A 17,504-nucleotide genomic window follows, 5' to 3' on the forward strand; every position below is an offset into this window, starting at 1 on the left:
AACCCATCGTAAGATCCCATCCCCTCCGGATGTACTGGCAGCTGAAACCATCCGATCCGTCCCAGTGTACCGGAGGGGACTTTCGGCCACTCCAATCAAAAAAATATAGTTTTGAAAGAAAAATAAATTTTTATACAACATTGGATTCAATGTGAGGTGTGAACGATGGAAAACAAGGAAGCGATCGTCAAAACCGTCAGCGCAGACAACATCTATCGGTTGAACGGGCGGGTCCCTCTGTCCAAGGCGATTCCCTTCGGCCTGCAGCACGTGCTGGCCATGTTCGTCTCCAACCTAGCGCCGGTGCTCATCGTGTGCAGCGCCGCCCTGGTGCGGGGCACCGACAGCCACCTGACCGCGGTGGAGATCACCAAGCTCCTCCAGTGCGCCATGTTCGCCGCCGGTATCGGCACCATTCTCCAGCTCTATCCCGTCTGGAAGATCGGCTCCAAGCTGCCCATCGTCATGGGCGTCAGCTTCACCTTCCTGGGAAGCCTGCTGATGATCTGTACCAACCCGAATCTGGGCTATGAAGGCATGGTAGGCGCCGTCATCCTGGGCGGCTGCTTTGAAGGCATCGTCGGCCTGAGCGCCAAGTACTGGAAGCGTTTTCTGACCCCCGTTGTCTCGGCCTGTGTGGTCATCGCCATCGGCCTGTCCCTCCTGTCCGTGGGTATGGACTCCTGGGGCGGCGGCAGCGGCGCGGCCGACTTCGGCGCCTGGTACCACCTGCTGGTGGGCTTCTTCACCCTCATCGTCTGCCTGGTGTCCCGCTATTTCCTGAAGGGCGTGTATAAAAATCTGAATATTCTGGTTGGCCTCATCTTCGGTTACATCCTGGCCGCCATTTTCACCGCCGCTGGCGTGGCCCAGATGGTGGACTTCTCCGGCATCACCAAGACCGTGGGCGAGATCGGCTTCTTCAGCCTGCCCACTCCCGTGTTCCTCACCAGCCACAAGCCCGTCTTTGATGTGGGCGCCTTCTTCACCATCGCCATCGTGTTCCTGGTCTCCGCCGCTGAGACCACCGGCGCCACCACCGCCGTGTGTAAGGGCGCGCTGGGCCGCGATCTGAAGATGGAGGAGCTGCAGGGCTCCCTGGCCGTGGACGGCTTCTCCAGCGCCATTTCCGGCTGCTTCGGCTGCCTGCCCCTGACCTCCTTCAGCCAGAACGTGGGCCTGGTCACCATGACCGGCGTCATCAACCGCTTCACCATCCTGATGGGCGCGCTCATCATGATCCTGGCCTCCCTCTTCCCGCCCCTGGGCGCCTTCTTCAACTCCCTGCCCCAGTCCGTGCTGGGCGGCTGTACCGTGATGATGTTCGGCTCCATCCTCTATGAGGGCATGAAGATGCTCAAGGACTGCGTGTTCGACGACCGCAACATGATCATCGTCGCCCTGTCCTTCTGCATCGGCGTGGGCCTGACCCAGACCAGCGGCAACTTCTTCGCCGCCTTCCCCTCCGCCGTGGGCGACATCTTCAACGGCAACGCCGTGGCCGGCGTGTTCGTGGTGTCTCTGATCCTGAGCCTGGTGCTCCCCAAGGAAAAGAAGTCCCAAGAGGACTGATGCCTCTCTCTTTTTTCTGAAAGACCCCGCTCTCCCATGAGAGCGGGGTCTTTCACGTCAGAACAGATTCACCACAGCCGGAGCTGGGGGTCCATGGGCCGGGCCTCCAGGGCGGGGGGCTCCCGTTCCAGCAGCGCGGCGGCGGCCTGGGGCCGCTCCAGCCAGGGGCGCAGATCCCGGCGCGTCAGCACCAGGGGCATCCGGTCGTGGATGGGTGCCATGGAGGGATTGGCGGCGGTGGTGAGGATGCAGTAGCAGGGCACGCCCTCCCGCACCTCATAGAGCCCCGCCAGATACAGGGCCCCCTCCCCCGGCAGGCGGAAGCGGTACTTTCGGCCATCCCCGTCCCACTCGTAAAATCCGGCGGTGGGCACCACGCACCGCCTTGCGGCTACGGCATCCCGAAAGAGGGGCTTTTCCCGCACAGACTCCGCCCGGGCGTTGATGACCAGGGTGTGGGGCAGGGCGTAGCCCCAGCGCATCAGCTCGGCCCGGGCCTTTTTCTCCCCCGTCCGCAGCACCGGCGCCGTTGCCGTGGGGCGGATCTCGCCGGGCTGCCACCCGCCGGGGCCATACCGGGCCTCGATAAGCTCCGCCACCCGGCGGAGCTCCTCGCTGTCCTCCAGAGTGAATTCATACCGTCCGCACATGGGCCTTCCCTCCTGTCTGTCCCCAGTATACCACGGTTTGGGGGAAAATCCCTCTTGCAATTTTAGAACGGATGTTCTATCCTATAAGCGGAAGGAGGCGGTGGCATGGGCCGTCACATTCTGCATGTGGATCAGAACTGCTTTTATGCCTCGGTGGAGATGCAGCGCCACCCGGAGCTGCGGGACAAGCCCCTGGCGGTGTGCGGCCGGCAGGAGGACCGCCACGGCATCGTCCTCACCGCCAACTACATCGCCAAGCCCTACGGCGTGCGCACCGGCATGGCGGTGTGGCAGGCCAAACAGAAGTGCCCCCATCTGGTGGTGCTGCCCCCGGACATGGGGGAGTATATCCGCTTCAGCCGCATGGCCCGGGAGATCTATGAGGACTACACCGACCAGATCGAGCCCTTCGGCCTGGACGAGAGCTGGCTGGACGTGACGGGCAGCGTGGGGCTCTGCGGTGACCCGGTGACCATTGCCCGGGAGATCGCCGGGCGCATCAAATTCGAGCTGGGCATCACCGCCAGCATTGGCGTGGCCGACAACAAGATCACCGCCAAGCTGGGCAGCGACTACAAAAAGCCCGACGCCATCACCCGCATCGGGCGGGACAACTACCGGCAGGTGGTCTATCCTCTCCCGGTGGAAGACCTCCTGTATGTGGGTCCGGCCACCAGTAAGAAGCTGCGCAGCATGGGCATCCACACCATCGGCCGCCTGGCCGAGTGCCCCACGGCGGTCCTCACCCGGAAGCTGGGCAAGATGGGGGCGGTGCTGCGCACCTTCGCCCTGGGGCTGGACCCTACGCCGGTGCGGCGCACCGACCACGTCCCAAATATCCAGTCGGTGGGCAACAGCGCCACCACCCCCCGGGACCTGGAGAGCGAGGAGGATGTGGGCCTGATGCTCCTCCTGCTGGCCGAGAGCGTCTCCTCCCGCATGCGGGAGCTGGCCGCCCGGTGTACCGTGGTGGAGGTGTCGGTGCGCGACGCAGAGCTGGAGCACTTCACCCGCCAGCGAAAATTACCCCGCCCCACCGGCTCCAGCGACGAGCTGGCCCGGACGGCCCTGGACCTCTTCCGCCGCAGCTACCACTGGAACGCCCCCATCCGCAGTGTGGGTCTGCGGGCCTGCGGCCTGGTGGAGGGCTCCGCCGGAGTGCAGCTCTCCCTCTACCCGGAGGACGTGCGGCGGGACAAGTGGGAGCGCATCGACGCGGCGGTGGAGGGGCTGCGGCGGCGCTACGGCTACCGCTGTGTCCAGCGGGCCCGGATCTATGCCGACCCCCAGCTGGGGCGCATCAACCCCCGGGAGGACCACACCGTCCACCCTGTAGGGTATTTTGGAGGCTGACCATGGAAGAGCGGGAGAAAAAATACGTGCCGGTGCTGGTCCGCTTCGACGCGGAGGGGCGTATGCGCCCGGTGGAGATCCAGTTCGCACCGGGCCAGCGCTACCACATCGACAAGATCCTGGACGTCCGCCGGGCGGCCTGCCAGAGCGTGGGCGGCGTGGGGGACCGCTATACCTGCCGCATCGGCGGGCGGGAGTCCTATCTCTGGTTTGAAAAGGGGCGCTGGTTTGTCGCCGCCCGGCGGTGAGACGGGCGGCTTTTTTATTGAATATCTCTATATTTCTATATCTCTTTATCGAAATTCATAAATTGACTATTTTCAATCAGAACGTTAAACTAGAGCATGATTCCAAGAGAGAAACGGGGGATTCGCCGTGATTCTGGATACGCATCTGCACGAAAGGACCTTCTCCTCCGACAGCAAGATGAACTTGCTGGAGATGGTGGCGGAGGCCCGGATCAAGGGCCTGGACGGCATCTGCATCACGGACCATGACCGTATCGGCCTCACCCGCTACGCCGCCGAGATCGCCCGGCGGGAGAATTACCCCATCTTTGTGGGCGTGGAGTACCTCGCCTGCGAGGGGGACATCGTGGCCTTCGGCCTGAAGGAGCTGCCCGAGCCCCATCTGCCCGCCCAGGAATTTCTGGACTATGTGAACGCCCAGGGGGGCGTGTGCATCTCCGCCCACCCCTACCGCGGAAACAGCCGGGGTCTGGGGGATGAGCTCTACCGGGTGAAGGGCCTGGTGGGCGTGGAGGTGCTCAACGGCAGCGCCACGCCGGAGGAGAATCGCCGGGCGCTGGAGACCTGCCTCAAGGCGGGCTACAAGCCCTTCGGGGCCAGCGACGCCCACACCACCATGCAGATCGGGCGCTACGCCACCGAGATCCCGGGGTACTTCACCACCGTGGAGGAGCTGGTGGAGGCCATCAAGACCCGGGAGTGCCGGCCAGTCTATCTGTCCGGCTTCCGGCCGCTGGAGTTTTAATGGGTCGAGTCTGTGCATGCACAGTTTTGACAGGATAGAAAAAGGAGATATGGAAATGAAAAAGAAGAATCTGCTTGCACTCTTGCTGGCAGGGTCCATGACCCTGGCTCTGGCCGCCTGCGGCGGCGGGAACGAGGCCAGCCAGGAGAGCGCCGCTCAGCCCTCTTCCGAGCCCACCGCTGAGATGGAGGACACCGTGGTGGTCTACTCCACCCACGGCGAGGACATGCTGGACGAGATCGCCGCGGCCTTTGAGGAAAAGACCGGCATCAAGGTGGAGAGCATCAACCTGAAGGGCGAGCTGGCCGACCGGGTGCGCAGCGAGAAGGAGAACCCCCAGGCCGACGTCATGTTCGGCGGCGACAGCGCCACCTATGCCCTGCTGAAGGAAGAGGGCCTGTTTGAGGCCACCAACCCCGAGTGGGCGGGCGACCTGGACGCCATGTACAAGGACTCCGAGGGCTACTGGTACGGCACCATCAAGACCCCCGTCATGCTCTTCTACAACAGCGACCTGCTCTCCGCGGAGGAGGCCCCCAAGGACTGGGCCGACCTGACCAAGCCCGAGTATCAGGGCCAGATCGTGGTGCGGGACTCCCTGTCCTCCTCCATGCGCTCCACCGTGTGCTGCCTCATCGACTACTACACCCGCGAGCAGGGTGAGGAGGCCGCCTGGGATTACCTGAGCGCCCTGGACGCCAACATCAAGAACTACTACAACAGCGGCAGCATGATGTACGCCGCCGTGGGTAAGGGCGAGGCCGCCATCTCCTGGGCTGTCCTCAGCGACATCATCACCAACCAGGTGGACAACGGCATGCCTCTGGAGATCGTGGACGCCACCAGCGGCTCCGTGGTCCTGACCGACTGCATCGCCGCCATCAAGGACGCCCCCCATCCCAACGCCGCGGCCGCCTTCGTGGAGTTCGCCGGCAGCGCCGAGGTCCAGGCCATGATCGCCAATGACTTCAACCGCGTGCCCACTCTGGACGCCGCCCTGGCCGACTCCCCCGAGTGGATGCAGACCGAGTACAAGGCCATGGACGTGGACTGGAACAACATCAGCGCCAATCAGTCCGCCTGGCTGGAGCAGTGGGAGACCAACGTCATCGACGCGGACAAGAACCTGGCTTCCGAATAAGTGAATACCCGCAATCTGTGAGAAAAAATAGTGAGGAAGGCCCTTCCTCACTATTTTTCTATGGAGGAACTATGGACACCATTGAACTGCAGGATATCAGCTACCGCTACGGAGAGAGCCTGGCCCTGGACCAGGTCCGGCTCCAGATCCGCAAGGGGGAGTTTTTTACCCTCCTGGGCCCCTCCGGCTGCGGCAAGACCACCATGCTCCGCATCCTGGCCGGATTTCTCACCCCCACCCAGGGGAAGATCCTGGTGGACGGGCAGGACATCACCGCCGTCCCGCCGGAGCGCCGGGGCATGGGCATCGTCTTTCAGAACTACGCCCTCTTCCCCAATATGACGGTGGAGGAAAATATCGTCTACGGGCTCCAGGTGCGCCGCTGCTCCAAGGGGGAGATCCAAAAGAAATGCGGCTATTTCCTGGAGCTGACCGGCCTGGAGGAGCTGCGCCGGCGGAAGATCGACCAGCTCTCCGGCGGACAGCAGCAGCGGGTGGCCATCGCCCGGGCCCTCATCGTGGAGCCCAAAATGCTGCTGCTGGACGAGCCGCTGTCCAACCTGGACGTGGCGCTGCGGGTGAAGATGCGCCAGGAGATCCGGGAGATCCAGGAGACCACCGGCATCACCACCCTGTTCATCACCCACGACCAGCAGGAGGCCCTCAGCGTCTCCGACCGCGTGGCGGTGCTGGACCGGGGCAGGGTCCAGCAGGTGGGCACCCCCATGGAGATCTACGACACGCCGGCCAACGACTTTGTGGCGCAGTTCGTGGGGGTCTCCAACCGCCTGGACCCCCGGGACGGGGCGGCCATGGGCCTGCCGGAGGACCAGCGGTACATCCGCCCGGAGCAGCTCCGCCTTACCCGGGAGGGCCCGGGCGCGCCGGTAACGGTGCGGAAGGTCTGCTTTGAGGGGGCGGTGTACCAGTACACCGTGGCGTCGGAGCACGCCTCCTATCAGGTCGCGGCGGTGAACCGGGGCGGCCGCCGGGCGCAGGAGGGAGACGCCCTCTTCCTGACCACTCTTCCGGAGGAGGAGCGCGGCCTATGAGACGTACGGCCTGCCGAGCGGGATGGCTCCTCTTTTACGCCATCCTGTTCTTCCTCCTCATCGGATACATCGTCTATCCCATGCTCAACACCCTGCGCCAGGCCTTCCTGAGCGAGGGACAGTTCACGACGGCTGTTTTTACCGACTATATCACCAACCCCAATAACCTCCAGGTCATCGAAAATACCCTCTGGGTGGGCCTGGGGGCGGTGGTGTGCTGCGGCGTGCTGGGCACCGCCCTGGCGCTGTATATGACCTTCTGCGCCCGCCGCTTCCGCAAGGCGCTCCACGTCCTCCTCCTCAGCCCCATGATGATCCCCGGGGTCATCATCGTCATCGCCTTCGTGCAGCTCTACGGGGAGAGCGGCATCCTCACCAAGGCGGTGGAGGCCCTCTTCCGCCTGGAGGAGACCCCCTGGCAGTTCAGCGGCCTGCCGGGCATCCTCTTCGTCATCACCTACACCCAGTATGTCTATTTCTACCTCAACGTGTCGGTGGGGCTGAAATACCTGGACTACTCGGCGGTGGAGGCGGCCCGGAGCCTGGGGGCCGGCCGGGTGCGGATTTTTGTAGACATGATCCTCCCCACCATCCTCCCCGCCCTCATCACCTCGGCCATCATGACCTTCGCCTCGGGCATCGGGGCCTACACCGCCCCCAACCTGATTGGCGGCGGCTACAAGGTACTCAGTACCCAGATCGTGCGCTCCAAGGCCAATTACCGCATGGACATCGCCTCGGCCCAGGTGCTCATCCTCTTTGTGATGAGCGTGTCGGTGATGCTGCTCCTGCAATACTACAAGCGCCGCCACCCCTATGTCCGCTCCGTGCGCCCCACCTCCTGGCAGGACACCGGGAAGCGGTCCAACCTCCTCTCGGCGGTGTGCGGTGTGCTGGCGGCGATCCAGCTTTTGCTGGTGCTGCTGCCCATTGCGGCGGTCATTTATCTGTCCTTCAACACCACCCACTCCATCATGATGTCGGTTTTTCCCACCGAATTCACCCTGGAGAACTACCGGCAGATCCTGGCAAGCGACCGGGTCTTTGAGCCCCTGGTCAACAGCCTGACCATGTCGCTCATTGCCGTGGCGGCCGGCCTGGTGCTGACGGTGCCGGTGTCCTACCTGGCCTACCGCCGCAGCGGGAGGGCGGTCTCCGCCGCCAAATACCTGATGATGATCCCATGGTGCATGCCGGTCAGCGTCATCGGTATCAACCTCATCAACGCCTTCAATGTGCGCAGCGTGTTCGCTCTGGGTCAAGCTCTCATCGGCGGGTACGCCATCCTCCCCATCGGCTATACCATCACCGCCCTGCCCCTGCTCCTCAGCTCCAACGACGTGGCGATGGAGAGCTTCAACCCGGTGCTGGAGGAGGCCTCCAAGAGCCTGGGCGCCTCCCGCTGGTACGGCATCTGGCGGGTGGTGCTGCCCAACATCGCCCCCGGCGTGGCGTCCGGCGCCATTCTGGTGTTCATCCGCACCATCGGCGAGTACACCATGTCGGCGCTGCTCTACGGCGTGTACAATCGGCCCATCTCCATCTCCATGGTCACCAACATGCAGGAGTTCCGGGTGGGCATCTCTATGGCCTACGGCGTCATCGTCATCGCCGTGAGCTATCTGGCTCTGGCCCTGGTGCTCAAGCTGGACAAACGGCAGCAGATCTGACCGATTGAACGAAAAAACACCCTCCGGCACGGCTCACAGGCCGCGCCGGAGGGTGTTTCGTATTTTACACGGAGGGGCGGACGCCGCGCCAGCCGGAGCCGTAGGTCCCGCTCTGCGGGACGGTGCTGGTATTGGTGCTGGTCTGGCTGGTGTCAGCGGTCTGCGTCATGAGCTGGGCGATCAGCTCCGCCGCATCCGAGATGGGAATGGCATAGCCCATGCCCTCCACATCGGTGTCCGAGAGCTTGGCGGTGTTGATGCCGATGAGCTGGCCGTCCAGATTGAGCAGGGCGCCGCCGCTGTTGCCCGGGTTGATGGCCGCGTCGGTCTGGATATAGGAAGCGGTCGTGCCGCTCTCATTGGTCAGCGTGCGGTCCAGAGCGCTGACGATGCCGGTGGTCACCGACTGGCCGTAGCCCAGGGCATTGCCGATGGCCACCACCTGCTCGCCCACCTCCAGCGCGTCGGAGTCGCCCACCTGGATGACCTTGATCTGGGACAGGGTGTCCTCCGACAGGTCGGCCACGGCCACCTTGATCACCGCCAGATCGACCTGCTCATCGGCGCCGCACAGCTGGGCCTCGCACACGGTGTTGTCCACAAAGCTCACTGACAGCGTGGTGGCGTCCGCCACCACATGTTGGTTGATGACGATGTAGAGGTAGGTCCCGTCATTGGCAATGATGATGCCCGAGCCGCAGCTGGTGGTCTCCTCCATCTGGGTCTGCCCCGCGCCGTTGGGGCCGAAGCGATTGAAGTAGCTCTGCACCTCCTGGACAGAGATGTTGGTGATGGACACCACGCTGGGCAGAGCCTGGGCGGCGATGTCAGACACATCCATGCCGTACCGCGTGGAGGAGTAGGAGGTGCTGGCCAGGGCGGTGAGGGTGGCCCCGGTGGAGCTGCTGCTCACGGCGGCGGCGGAATCCGTCTGGGGAAGCAGCTGGTTCACGCCATAAAAGGTCCCGGCGGAGACCGCTCCAAAGAGGACGGCGCTCAGGACCAGGGCGGTCACCCGCCTGCGCAGCCGCTTGACCCGTGCGCGCTTCCCGCCGCTGCCCGGCGGAGAGTACTGGGTATGGCCGTTCGTTTCGTTTCGGGTGATCTCTTGTTCCATGCGATTCATATGTCAAACTCCTTTCCGTCCGGCAGGTTGTTCCGGTGTTGTGAGTCCAGAATAAAGACTCAACCCTAATTGGAACTTAAAATCCCCAAACTTTCGCTAACAAGTTGTAAATTTTCTCTGAATCGCATTTTTGACTAAAAATAGAGGGAAATTTCGTTCAAAACTCCCTTTGCGATTTGCGGACACAATTGGTATAATGATTACACAACGTGTGGCTTTGATGCGTAATTCCGGTTGCGCCTGAGCCACACGTTATTTTTTGGGAAAGTGAGGTCAAACCATGAAGCGGATCAAAGCGGCGTGCATTTGCCAGACGCTGCACTTTATGCTGAAAGAGGGCGTGGAACACAGCGAAGCGGTGGCCCTGGTGAAGCATGAGGTGGAGCACTACCGGGAGGGCCTGGAGCGCAACCGGATCCGGTACCGGATCCTGGAGCAGCAGGAACAGGCGGATGGCTCCGTGATTATCAAAGTGATCAAGCAGTACAATTCCGCTCCCATGGGCGAGTATTGGAAGGACATCTAAACATCGAAAAAAGCGCGTAGCCTATGGCATAAATCCAGCAAGCATAGGACTGCGCGCTTCTTTTTTGGACACAGGAGGGAACTATGTATGGAACATTCCAATCAGATCCTGGACACGGAGCCGGTAGGAGCGCTGATGCGACGGTATGCTGTGCCCTGCATCATCTCTCTGCTGGTGGGGGCGCTCTACAACATCGTCGACCAGGTCTTTATCGCCAATGCCAGCTACCTGGGCTCGTATGGAAATGCCGCCAATACGGTGGTGTTTCCGCTGACGGTGGTGGCGCTGGCTGTGGCGGTGATGGTGGGAGACGGCTGCTGCGCCTTCGTCAGCATCAGCCTGGGGCGCGGAGATGGTGATGCGGCAAGGCAGAGCGTGGGCAACGCCATTCTGATGAGCGTGGCAGGCAGCCTGCTGCTGACCATCCTCTACCTGCTGGGCCAGAGCCGGATCATCGCGCTGTTCGGCGGAACGGTCAACGAGGAGACCTTCCGCTATTCCCGGGAATATTTCTTCTATATCACCCTGGGCATTCCGTTCTATATGTTCGGACAGGCCATGAATCCGGTGATCCGCGCCGACGGCAGCCCCAGATTTGCCATGGCCGCCACACTGGCTGGAGCGGTCACCAACCTGATCCTCGACCCGATTTTCATCTTTGTTTTTCACTGGGGGATGATGGGAGCGGCAGTGGCCACCGTCATCGGCCAGATCCTGACCGCCATCCTCTCGGTCTGGTATGTTCTCCATATGAAAACCATCCGCCCTACCCCCGCCCATTTCCGGCTCAACGGCAGGATCTGCGGAAGGACGCTGCTTCTGGGCATTACCAGTTTCCTGTCGCAGATCTCTCTGGTGGTGTCTATGGCGGCGGTCAACAATATGCTGCGGAAATACGGCGCGGAGGACGTGATCTTCGGCCAGGCCCAGTATGCCCAGATCCCCATGGCGGTGGTGGGGATCGTCATGAAATTTTTCCAGATCATCATTTCGGTGGTGGTGGGCATGGCTGCGGGCTGTATCCCCATCGTGGGCTTCAACATGGGCGCGGAGAAGCGGGACCGGGTCCGGAGCCTGTTTACCAAGCTGCTGCTGTCTGAGACAGTGGTGGGGGCCGTGGGTTTCCTTCTGGCCGAGTGTTTCCCCCAGCCCCTGATCGCCCTCTTCGGCGCGGCCAATGAGAGCGTATATTATACGGAGTTTGCCGTCCGTGCGTTCCGGGTCTACCTGTGTCTGATCATCCTGGCCTGCGTCAATAAGGCGTGCTTTATTTTCCTGCAGGCCATGGGCAAGGCGGCGGCCTCCACGGCCCTGTCCATGATCCGGGAGGTGGTGTTCGGCGTGGGCTTTGCGCTGCTGCTGCCCCTCTTTTACGGCCTGGACGGGGTACTGTTCTCCATGCCTGCGTCGGACGGACTGACGTTCCTGGTAGCGCTGGTCCTGATCTGCCATACCGATCGGGAGCTGACCGGGGCGGCGGGCAAGCATATCCCGGCGGCAAGGCACTCCTTGCTGTGACCGGCTGAGCACACAAAGCAAAGGCGCTGTTTTCTTAGGAAAACAGCGCCTTTGCTTTTGCTTTCCATGTGCCGTTTGGGCTGCCTTTGGAGTAAAAATAATTTTTAAAATGAAGCGCACAAACAGCGCCGAAAGGGAGAGACGGCAGAGCGCGGAACTGCATAGATTCTGAATATATACAAATATAGGTGATAAAATATCAATTCATAAGGTCGGCACGGGAGAGCAAATTATAAAAAATTCCGTCTTGATTACAAATAGTTTACACGCCGGAATGCGCGAATTTCACAAAAATAGGTAGATTTCAGGCCTAAAATAGGCAGAAATAAATGGAAAAAGCAAATGAATATGTGAAAGAAGTCCATATATCGAGAAATAAAGTTCATACATATGTGTAATATAGACAAAAGGCGACGGGGTGATTTATTGATATAATAGAAATTCGTTCACGGATGCAAAATCATGTTGAAAATAATTTTTAAAATGCTATAGTTAAGGCAGATCACAAAGCACTGCGCAGCGTGGCGCCCGCGAGAGCACAGTGGAACAAAAAAGGAGGTAGAGCGTGCCGTTTGGCCTGCTCGCAAATTATGGTTTCTTCTACCACGAGAGCGTTTGGAAGTCCTTTGCGTTATGTTCAGGGTCCGGGCGAGTTTGACCGCCTGCCCCAGTATACCGCCCCCTACGGCAATGCCTGCGTTCTGATCGACGGGTTCCTCTATCCGGATCTGAACGCCCGTCTGGAGAAGGCCTACGCCGGCAGCGACCACAGCTTCGTCTCCATCCAGTTCCAGGGCGAGTGCTGTGATGAGGAGGCGGCCCGGATCGGGGCCATCGCCCGGGAGCACCAGGCCGGCGTCTTTGTGGGCGTGGGCGGCGGCAAGACGCTGGACACCGCCAAGGTGTGCGCCGACGCCATGGGGCTGCCGGTCATCATCGCGCCCTCCTCGGCGTCCACCGACGCGCCGGTCAGCGAGATCGCGGTGCTCTACACCGCCGACGGCGAGTACATCGGCTCCCGCAAAATGAAGCGCAACGCCGATCTGGTCCTGGTGGACAGCCAGATCATCGCCAAGGCGCCCCGCCGCCTCTTCGTGGCCGGTATGGGCGACGCCCTGGCCACCTGGTTGGAGGCCCAGGCGGATGAGGCCTCCGACTCCCCCAACTACATCGGCACGGGCTACCGCCGCTGCAAAGCCGGCATGGCCATCGCAAAAGCCAGCTGGGACATCCTCTTTGCCGACGGTCCCGCCGCGCTGCGGGCCCTGGAGCGGGGTGTGGTCACCGAGGCGCTGGAGAACGTCATCGAGGCCAACACCCTGCTCAGCGGCCTGGGCTTCCTGAACACCGGCCTGGCCACCGCCCACGGCATCCACTCGGGCCTGACCGCCCTGCCGGAGACCCACAAGTACCTCCACGGTGAGAAGGTGGCCTTCGGTGTGGTCTGCCAGATGGTGCTGGAGAACACCCCCGCCGATGTGGTGGATCAGGTCATGCGCTTCATGACCGCCATCGGCCTGCCGGTGACGCTGGAGCAGCTGGGCGTGGAGGCCACGCCGGAGAAGGTCCTGGCCATCGCGGAAAAGACCGCCCAGGGTCCCCTGGTCCACCAGGAGCCCTTCGTGGTGACCACCCAGTCGGTGTACGACGCCATTCTGGCGGCCGATGAGCTGGGCAAGCAGTACCGCGCCATGTGACGGCGAGCCAACCGAACCATCCGATGACAAGGGGGAATTTCCGTGAAAAAGAAGTGGACGCGTATCCTCCTGGCGCTGCTCTGCTGCGGGCTTCTGGCCTCCTGCGGCGGCGCCGGTACGAGCGAGGGCCCTGAGCCGGAAGTGGTGCTGGACTTCGGACACATCCAGAACCCCGGCCATGCCCTGGCGGTGGCGCCGGAGGAGTTCAAGGCTCTGGTGGAAGAGCGCAGCGAGGGCCGGATCCAGGTCAACCTCTACCCCTCCAGCCAGCTGGGCTCAGCCCGCGAGATGATGGAGCAGGTGACCATGGGCACCCTGGACATGACCTGCTGTGACACCGCCGACTGGGCGGCCGCCCTGAGCATCCCCGAGCTGGCCGTGTTCAACATGCCCTTCCTGACCAAGGACCTGGACACCCAGGCCGAGCTCATCAACACCATCGTCTCGGAAGAGGTGCCCAAGATGCTGGAGGGCTCCGGCGTGCGCCTGCTGATGACCTACTCCAACGGCATCCGCAACCCGCTGCTCAAGACCAAGCCCATCACCTGCCTGGAGGACATCCAGGGCATCAAGATGCGCACCGCTGAGACCCCGCTCTATGTGGACCTGTGGAACTGCCTGGGGGCCAGCACCGTCACCTCCGCCTGGAGCGAGGCCTACACCCTCCTGCAGCAGGGCGTGGCCGACGCGGTGGAGGCCGACGCCACCGGCCTGGTGAACCAGAACCTGCAGGAGCAGGGCAAGTACTTCTCCAAGATCGGCCATCTGGGCGCCATTTACTGCGTCTTTATGAGTGAAGAGAAATGGGACAAGATCCCGGCGGATCTCCAGGAGATCATTCAGGAGTGTGCGCTGGAGAGTCAGAATACCCAGCTGGAAGAGCGGCAGGCCTCGGATGACGCCGCGGAAAAGAAGATGGAAGAGGACGGCGTGCAGATCAACGAGGTCTCTGCGGAAGAGCGGGAGCGGATGAAAGACGCCTGCCAGCCCATCTATGACGAATACGCCGAGAAATACGATCTGGGCGACCTGATCGAGCGGATGCTGGCGTTGAACAATTGAACCGGAAACCGCGATTCTGACCTTTAAGAGGTGACAAAAGTGAAAACACTCCTGAAAATCGACCGGGGCATCGAGACCTTCCAGACCTGGTTTTGCATAGCGATGTTTGTTTTGATCCTGATTTTCGGCAGTATCCAGGTCTTTGGCCGCTTCATCCTCCACTCGGCGCCCCCCTGGACCGAAGAGGCCATGCGCTTTTGCGGTATCTACCTGACCTTTGTGGGCTCCGCCCTCACCGTGCGGGTGGACGGCCATGTGTCGGTGGACATCGTCATCAGCTCCATGAAGAACAACAAGGCCCGGGCCATCCTCTTCATCGTGGGCCGCCTGATCTGCGTGGTGTTCCTGCTGATGTTCCTGCCCGGCTCTATCCTGCTGGTCACCAAGACCTTCCAGTCGCTGGGCGCGGCTATCGCCATTCCCTACGCCTACGTCTACGCTGCGGCTCCGCTGGGCGTTGTGATGATGCTGTGCTCCTACGCCAGCGCCATTCCCAAGCTGTCCAAGCAGTATCGAGAGGGGGAGAAGTAATTGATTACCATCGCAGTTGTGGGACTGCTCATCCTGCTGGTGTTGGGCGTCCCGGTGTGTTTTGCCATTGGTCTGTCCGGTCTGCTGGCCATTATGCTGGGCAGCGACATCCCGTCCCTCATGGCGGCCCATCAGGCCATCCGCGGCATGAACTCCTTCTCCCTGATGGCCGGTCCCCTGTTCATCCTGGCCGGTGAGATCATGGGCGCGGCCAACCTCTCCAAGCGTATCCTGGACTTCTGCCGGGCCTGCATCGCCCAGGTCCGGGGCGGCATGGGCATAGTGTCCGTGCTGGCCAACATGATCTTCGCGGGCATCTCCGGCTCCGGTGCGGCCACCATGAGCGCCGTGAGCACCCTGACCGTGCCCGAGCTGAAGAAAGAGGGCTATGACAGCGGCTTCATCGCCTCCATGATCGCCGGCTCCGGCGCGCTGGCCCCCATCATCCCGCCCAGCACCAACATGATCGTCTACGCCTCCCTCACCGGCTTCTCGGTGGGCAAGCTCTTCCTGGGCGGCCTGGTGCCCGGCATCCTGATCGGCATCTGCCTGATGGTCATGTGCTACTGGTACGCCCGCAAGCACAATGTGGACGGCGGCAGCGGCCACTTCAGCTTCCGCGCGGTGGGCAAGGCCTTCGTGCACTCCTTCTTCGCCCTCATTACCCCCGTCATCATTCTGGCCGGCGTGGTGTCCGGCAAGTTCACCGCCACCGAGTCCGGCATCGTGGCCTGCATCTACGCGCTGATCTGCGGCTTCTTCATCTACCGCACCCTGAAGCTCTCCGACCTGGTGGGCATCTTCAAGCGCGCGGCCTCTTCCTCCGCCATGCTGATGATGATCATGGGCATCTCCAGCATCTACTCCTACATCTTCGCCCGTGAGAACCTGGCCGAGCATATCAAGAACTTCATGCTCTCCATCAGCCAGAATCCCGCCGTGGTGGTGTTCATCATCATCGTCATCATGCTCATCATCGGCTGCTTCATGGAGACCCTGGCCGCCACCGCCGTCATCCTGCCCATCGTCTACCCCATCATCACCAGCCTGGGCGTGGACCCCCTGCTGTTCGGCGTGCTGTTCTCCATCTCCACCGTGGTGGGCGCCCTGACCCCGCCGGTGGGCCTGTACCTCTTCCTCTCCATGAACATCGCGGAGGCTCCCTTCCGCAAAGCCATCAGCTACACCGCGCCGGTGGTGCTCATCATCCTGGCGGTCATGCTGCTGATGTGGTTCTTCCCGCCCATCGTCACCTTGGTGCCCAACCTTCTCATGGGCGCATAAGGCTTAAGGAGTTTAGTATGAAATTAACGGTAGAAACCTTAAAGATCAAGGACCTGCAGTTTGGCGACACCACCTGTCTGAAGGACGGGGTCCTCTATGTGAGCAAGGCCGACATCCTGGCCTTTGCCGAGAGTGAGCCCTGCTTCAACACCCTCAAGATCGACATCGCCCGCCCGGGGGATTCCACCCGGATCATCAACGTGGTGGATGTGGTCCAGCCCCGGTGCAAGGTGTCGGGCAACATCGACTGGCCCGGCGTCCTCACCGACGACTACGAGATCGCCGGCAGCGGTGTCACCCGGGCGGTGGAGGGCATGGGCATCGTCCTGTGCCAGAACAACACCTACTGGTCCCGGAAGTGGGGCTCCTTCGACATGAGCGGCGAGTGCGCCGCCATCAACCCCTACGCCAAGATGCCTGAGCTGGTCATCGAGCCCATGGCCCCGGAGGACGCGGACTTCCGCGACTACCGCGAGGCGGTGCGCCGGGTGGGCTTCAAGACCAGCGTGCTGCTGGCCAAGGTCACCCTGGGACAGGCCCCCGATTCTACCGAGACCTTCGACAACGAGACCCAGTACCCAGACCTTCCCAGCATCGCCTATTCCTATCAGATCTACTCCAAGCAGTACGACACCCAGAACTACCGGGAGCCCATGGTCTACGGCAACGCCGTGCCCGACAGCCTCCCCCTCATCATGCAGCCCACCGAGATCCTGGACGGCGCCATCGCCCCCTGCGGCGGCTTCCGCTGCGTGACCACCTATGAGATCCAGAACCACCCGGTCATCGTGGAGCTGATGCGCCGCCACGGCAAGGACCTCAACTTCGCCGGCGTGCTCATCACCGTCACCTCGGTGGAGGCCAAGCACCGCTATCTGGTGTCCAAAATGGCGGCCAGCCTCCTGAAAGAGGTGTTCCACGCCGACGGCGTCATCGTCACCAAGGGCGTGGGCGGCGCGTCCACCCTGTGCGTGGGCGCCATCGCCAGCGAGGCGGAGAAGCTGGGTATCAAGGCGGTGCCCATCATCCAGATCCTCAACGGCAAGAGTAACCTGGGCGTGGAGTGCATGATCAGCGAGCAGAACGTGGATTCCATCGTATGCTCGGGAACCTATTACCACAACTTTACCCTCCCGCCGGTGGAGACCCTGCTGGGCGGGCCGGAGGACGCGCTGTACCTCAGCGGCGACGACGGCGTCATCGGCGGCCACAAGATCGCCACCGGCCGTCCGGCCAAGGGAGAGGTCCGCTCCACCTACATGAAGCAGGTTGGCCTGATGAGCCAGGTGGGCTACTCCTACGGCATGGCCGTGGATTACTGAGGGAGAA

16 protein-coding genes are annotated in these 17,504 nt (G+C 62.1%); 14 read left to right on the forward strand and 2 right to left on the reverse strand.

The features are described 5' to 3' along the window. Positions 1-165 precede the first annotated feature (165 nt). A complete protein-coding gene (locus B5G43_RS10165) occupies positions 166-1,572 on the forward strand; it encodes a solute carrier family 23 protein (RefSeq protein ID WP_087260892.1) in 1,407 nt (468 codons plus the stop codon). A gap of 68 nt (positions 1,573-1,640) precedes the next feature. On the opposite strand, the gene B5G43_RS10170 is transcribed toward B5G43_RS10165, so the two are convergent. Beyond that, on the reverse strand, positions 1,641-2,222 hold the full coding sequence (locus B5G43_RS10170) for an SOS response-associated peptidase (RefSeq protein WP_087260894.1): 582 nt from the start codon (positions 2,220-2,222) through the stop codon (positions 1,641-1,643). A gap of 105 nt (positions 2,223-2,327) precedes the next feature. Here B5G43_RS10170 and dinB point away from each other — a divergent pair, with 105 nt between their 5' ends. From dinB to B5G43_RS10200, 6 genes are all read left to right on the forward strand, one after another. Continuing rightward, positions 2,328-3,575 carry a DNA polymerase IV gene (gene dinB / locus B5G43_RS10175; RefSeq protein WP_087260896.1) on the forward strand — a complete coding sequence of 416 codons (1,248 nt, stop codon included), beginning with the start codon at positions 2,328-2,330 and terminating at the stop codon, positions 3,573-3,575. A gap of 2 nt (positions 3,576-3,577) precedes the next feature. Then, entirely contained in the window at positions 3,578-3,823 is a 246-nt protein-coding gene (locus B5G43_RS10180) for a hypothetical protein (RefSeq protein ID WP_087260898.1), read from the forward strand. A gap of 127 nt (positions 3,824-3,950) precedes the next feature. Then, positions 3,951-4,568 (forward strand): PHP domain-containing protein, encoded by a 618-nt coding sequence (locus B5G43_RS10185; RefSeq protein ID WP_087260900.1) that lies wholly within the window; start codon positions 3,951-3,953, stop codon positions 4,566-4,568. A 55-nt stretch (positions 4,569-4,623) separates the two neighbouring features. Next, positions 4,624-5,709 (forward strand): extracellular solute-binding protein, encoded by a 1,086-nt coding sequence (locus B5G43_RS10190; RefSeq protein WP_087260903.1) that lies wholly within the window; start codon positions 4,624-4,626, stop codon positions 5,707-5,709. 71 nt (positions 5,710-5,780) lie between these two features. Beyond that, on the forward strand, positions 5,781-6,761 hold the full coding sequence (locus B5G43_RS10195; RefSeq protein ID WP_087260905.1) for an ABC transporter ATP-binding protein: 981 nt from the start codon (positions 5,781-5,783) through the stop codon (positions 6,759-6,761). Next, positions 6,758-8,431, forward strand: coding sequence for an iron ABC transporter permease (locus tag B5G43_RS10200; RefSeq protein WP_087260907.1), 1,674 nt, complete (start codon positions 6,758-6,760; stop codon positions 8,429-8,431). Before B5G43_RS10195 ends, B5G43_RS10200 begins: the two co-directional genes overlap by 4 nt. Positions 8,432-8,495: 64 nt before the next feature. On the opposite strand, the gene B5G43_RS10205 is transcribed toward B5G43_RS10200, so the two are convergent. Further along, positions 8,496-9,557, reverse strand: a complete 1,062-nt coding sequence (locus B5G43_RS10205; RefSeq protein WP_087260908.1) for a trypsin-like peptidase domain-containing protein — start codon at positions 9,555-9,557, stop codon at positions 8,496-8,498. A 280-nt stretch (positions 9,558-9,837) separates the two neighbouring features. On the opposite strand from B5G43_RS10205, the gene B5G43_RS10210 reads away from it, so the two are divergent. The 7 genes from B5G43_RS10210 to B5G43_RS10240 all read left to right on the forward strand — a co-directional run bounded on the left by B5G43_RS10210 (position 9,838) and on the right by B5G43_RS10240 (position 17,497). Further along, positions 9,838-10,083, forward strand: coding sequence for a hypothetical protein (locus tag B5G43_RS10210; protein ID WP_087260910.1), 246 nt, complete (start codon positions 9,838-9,840; stop codon positions 10,081-10,083). An 87-nt stretch (positions 10,084-10,170) separates the two neighbouring features. Continuing rightward, on the forward strand, positions 10,171-11,601 hold the full coding sequence (locus B5G43_RS10215) for an MATE family efflux transporter (RefSeq protein WP_087260912.1): 1,431 nt from the start codon (positions 10,171-10,173) through the stop codon (positions 11,599-11,601). Between the two features lie 590 nt (positions 11,602-12,191). Then, on the forward strand, positions 12,192-13,298 hold the full coding sequence (locus B5G43_RS10220; RefSeq protein ID WP_087260914.1) for a glycerol dehydrogenase: 1,107 nt from the start codon (positions 12,192-12,194) through the stop codon (positions 13,296-13,298). A 42-nt stretch (positions 13,299-13,340) separates the two neighbouring features. Further along, positions 13,341-14,360 carry a TRAP transporter substrate-binding protein gene (locus B5G43_RS10225; RefSeq protein ID WP_087260916.1) on the forward strand — a complete coding sequence of 340 codons (1,020 nt, stop codon included), beginning with the start codon at positions 13,341-13,343 and terminating at the stop codon, positions 14,358-14,360. A gap of 39 nt (positions 14,361-14,399) precedes the next feature. Beyond that, entirely contained in the window at positions 14,400-14,891 is a 492-nt protein-coding gene (locus B5G43_RS10230) for a TRAP transporter small permease (protein ID WP_087260919.1), read from the forward strand. Beyond that, positions 14,892-16,175, forward strand: coding sequence for a TRAP transporter large permease (locus tag B5G43_RS10235; RefSeq protein WP_087260922.1), 1,284 nt, complete (start codon positions 14,892-14,894; stop codon positions 16,173-16,175). It abuts the gene before it with no gap. 17 nt (positions 16,176-16,192) lie between these two features. Then, the gene (locus B5G43_RS10240) at positions 16,193-17,497 is read left to right on the forward strand and encodes a glycine/sarcosine/betaine reductase component B subunit (protein ID WP_087260924.1); all 1,305 of its coding nucleotides are present in this window, start codon (positions 16,193-16,195) and stop codon (positions 17,495-17,497) included. The last annotated feature ends 7 nt before the right edge of the window (positions 17,498-17,504 follow it).

The organism is Flavonifractor sp. An92, assembly GCF_002159175.1.
Classification (GTDB): Bacteria; Bacillota; Clostridia; order Oscillospirales; family Oscillospiraceae; genus Pseudoflavonifractor_A.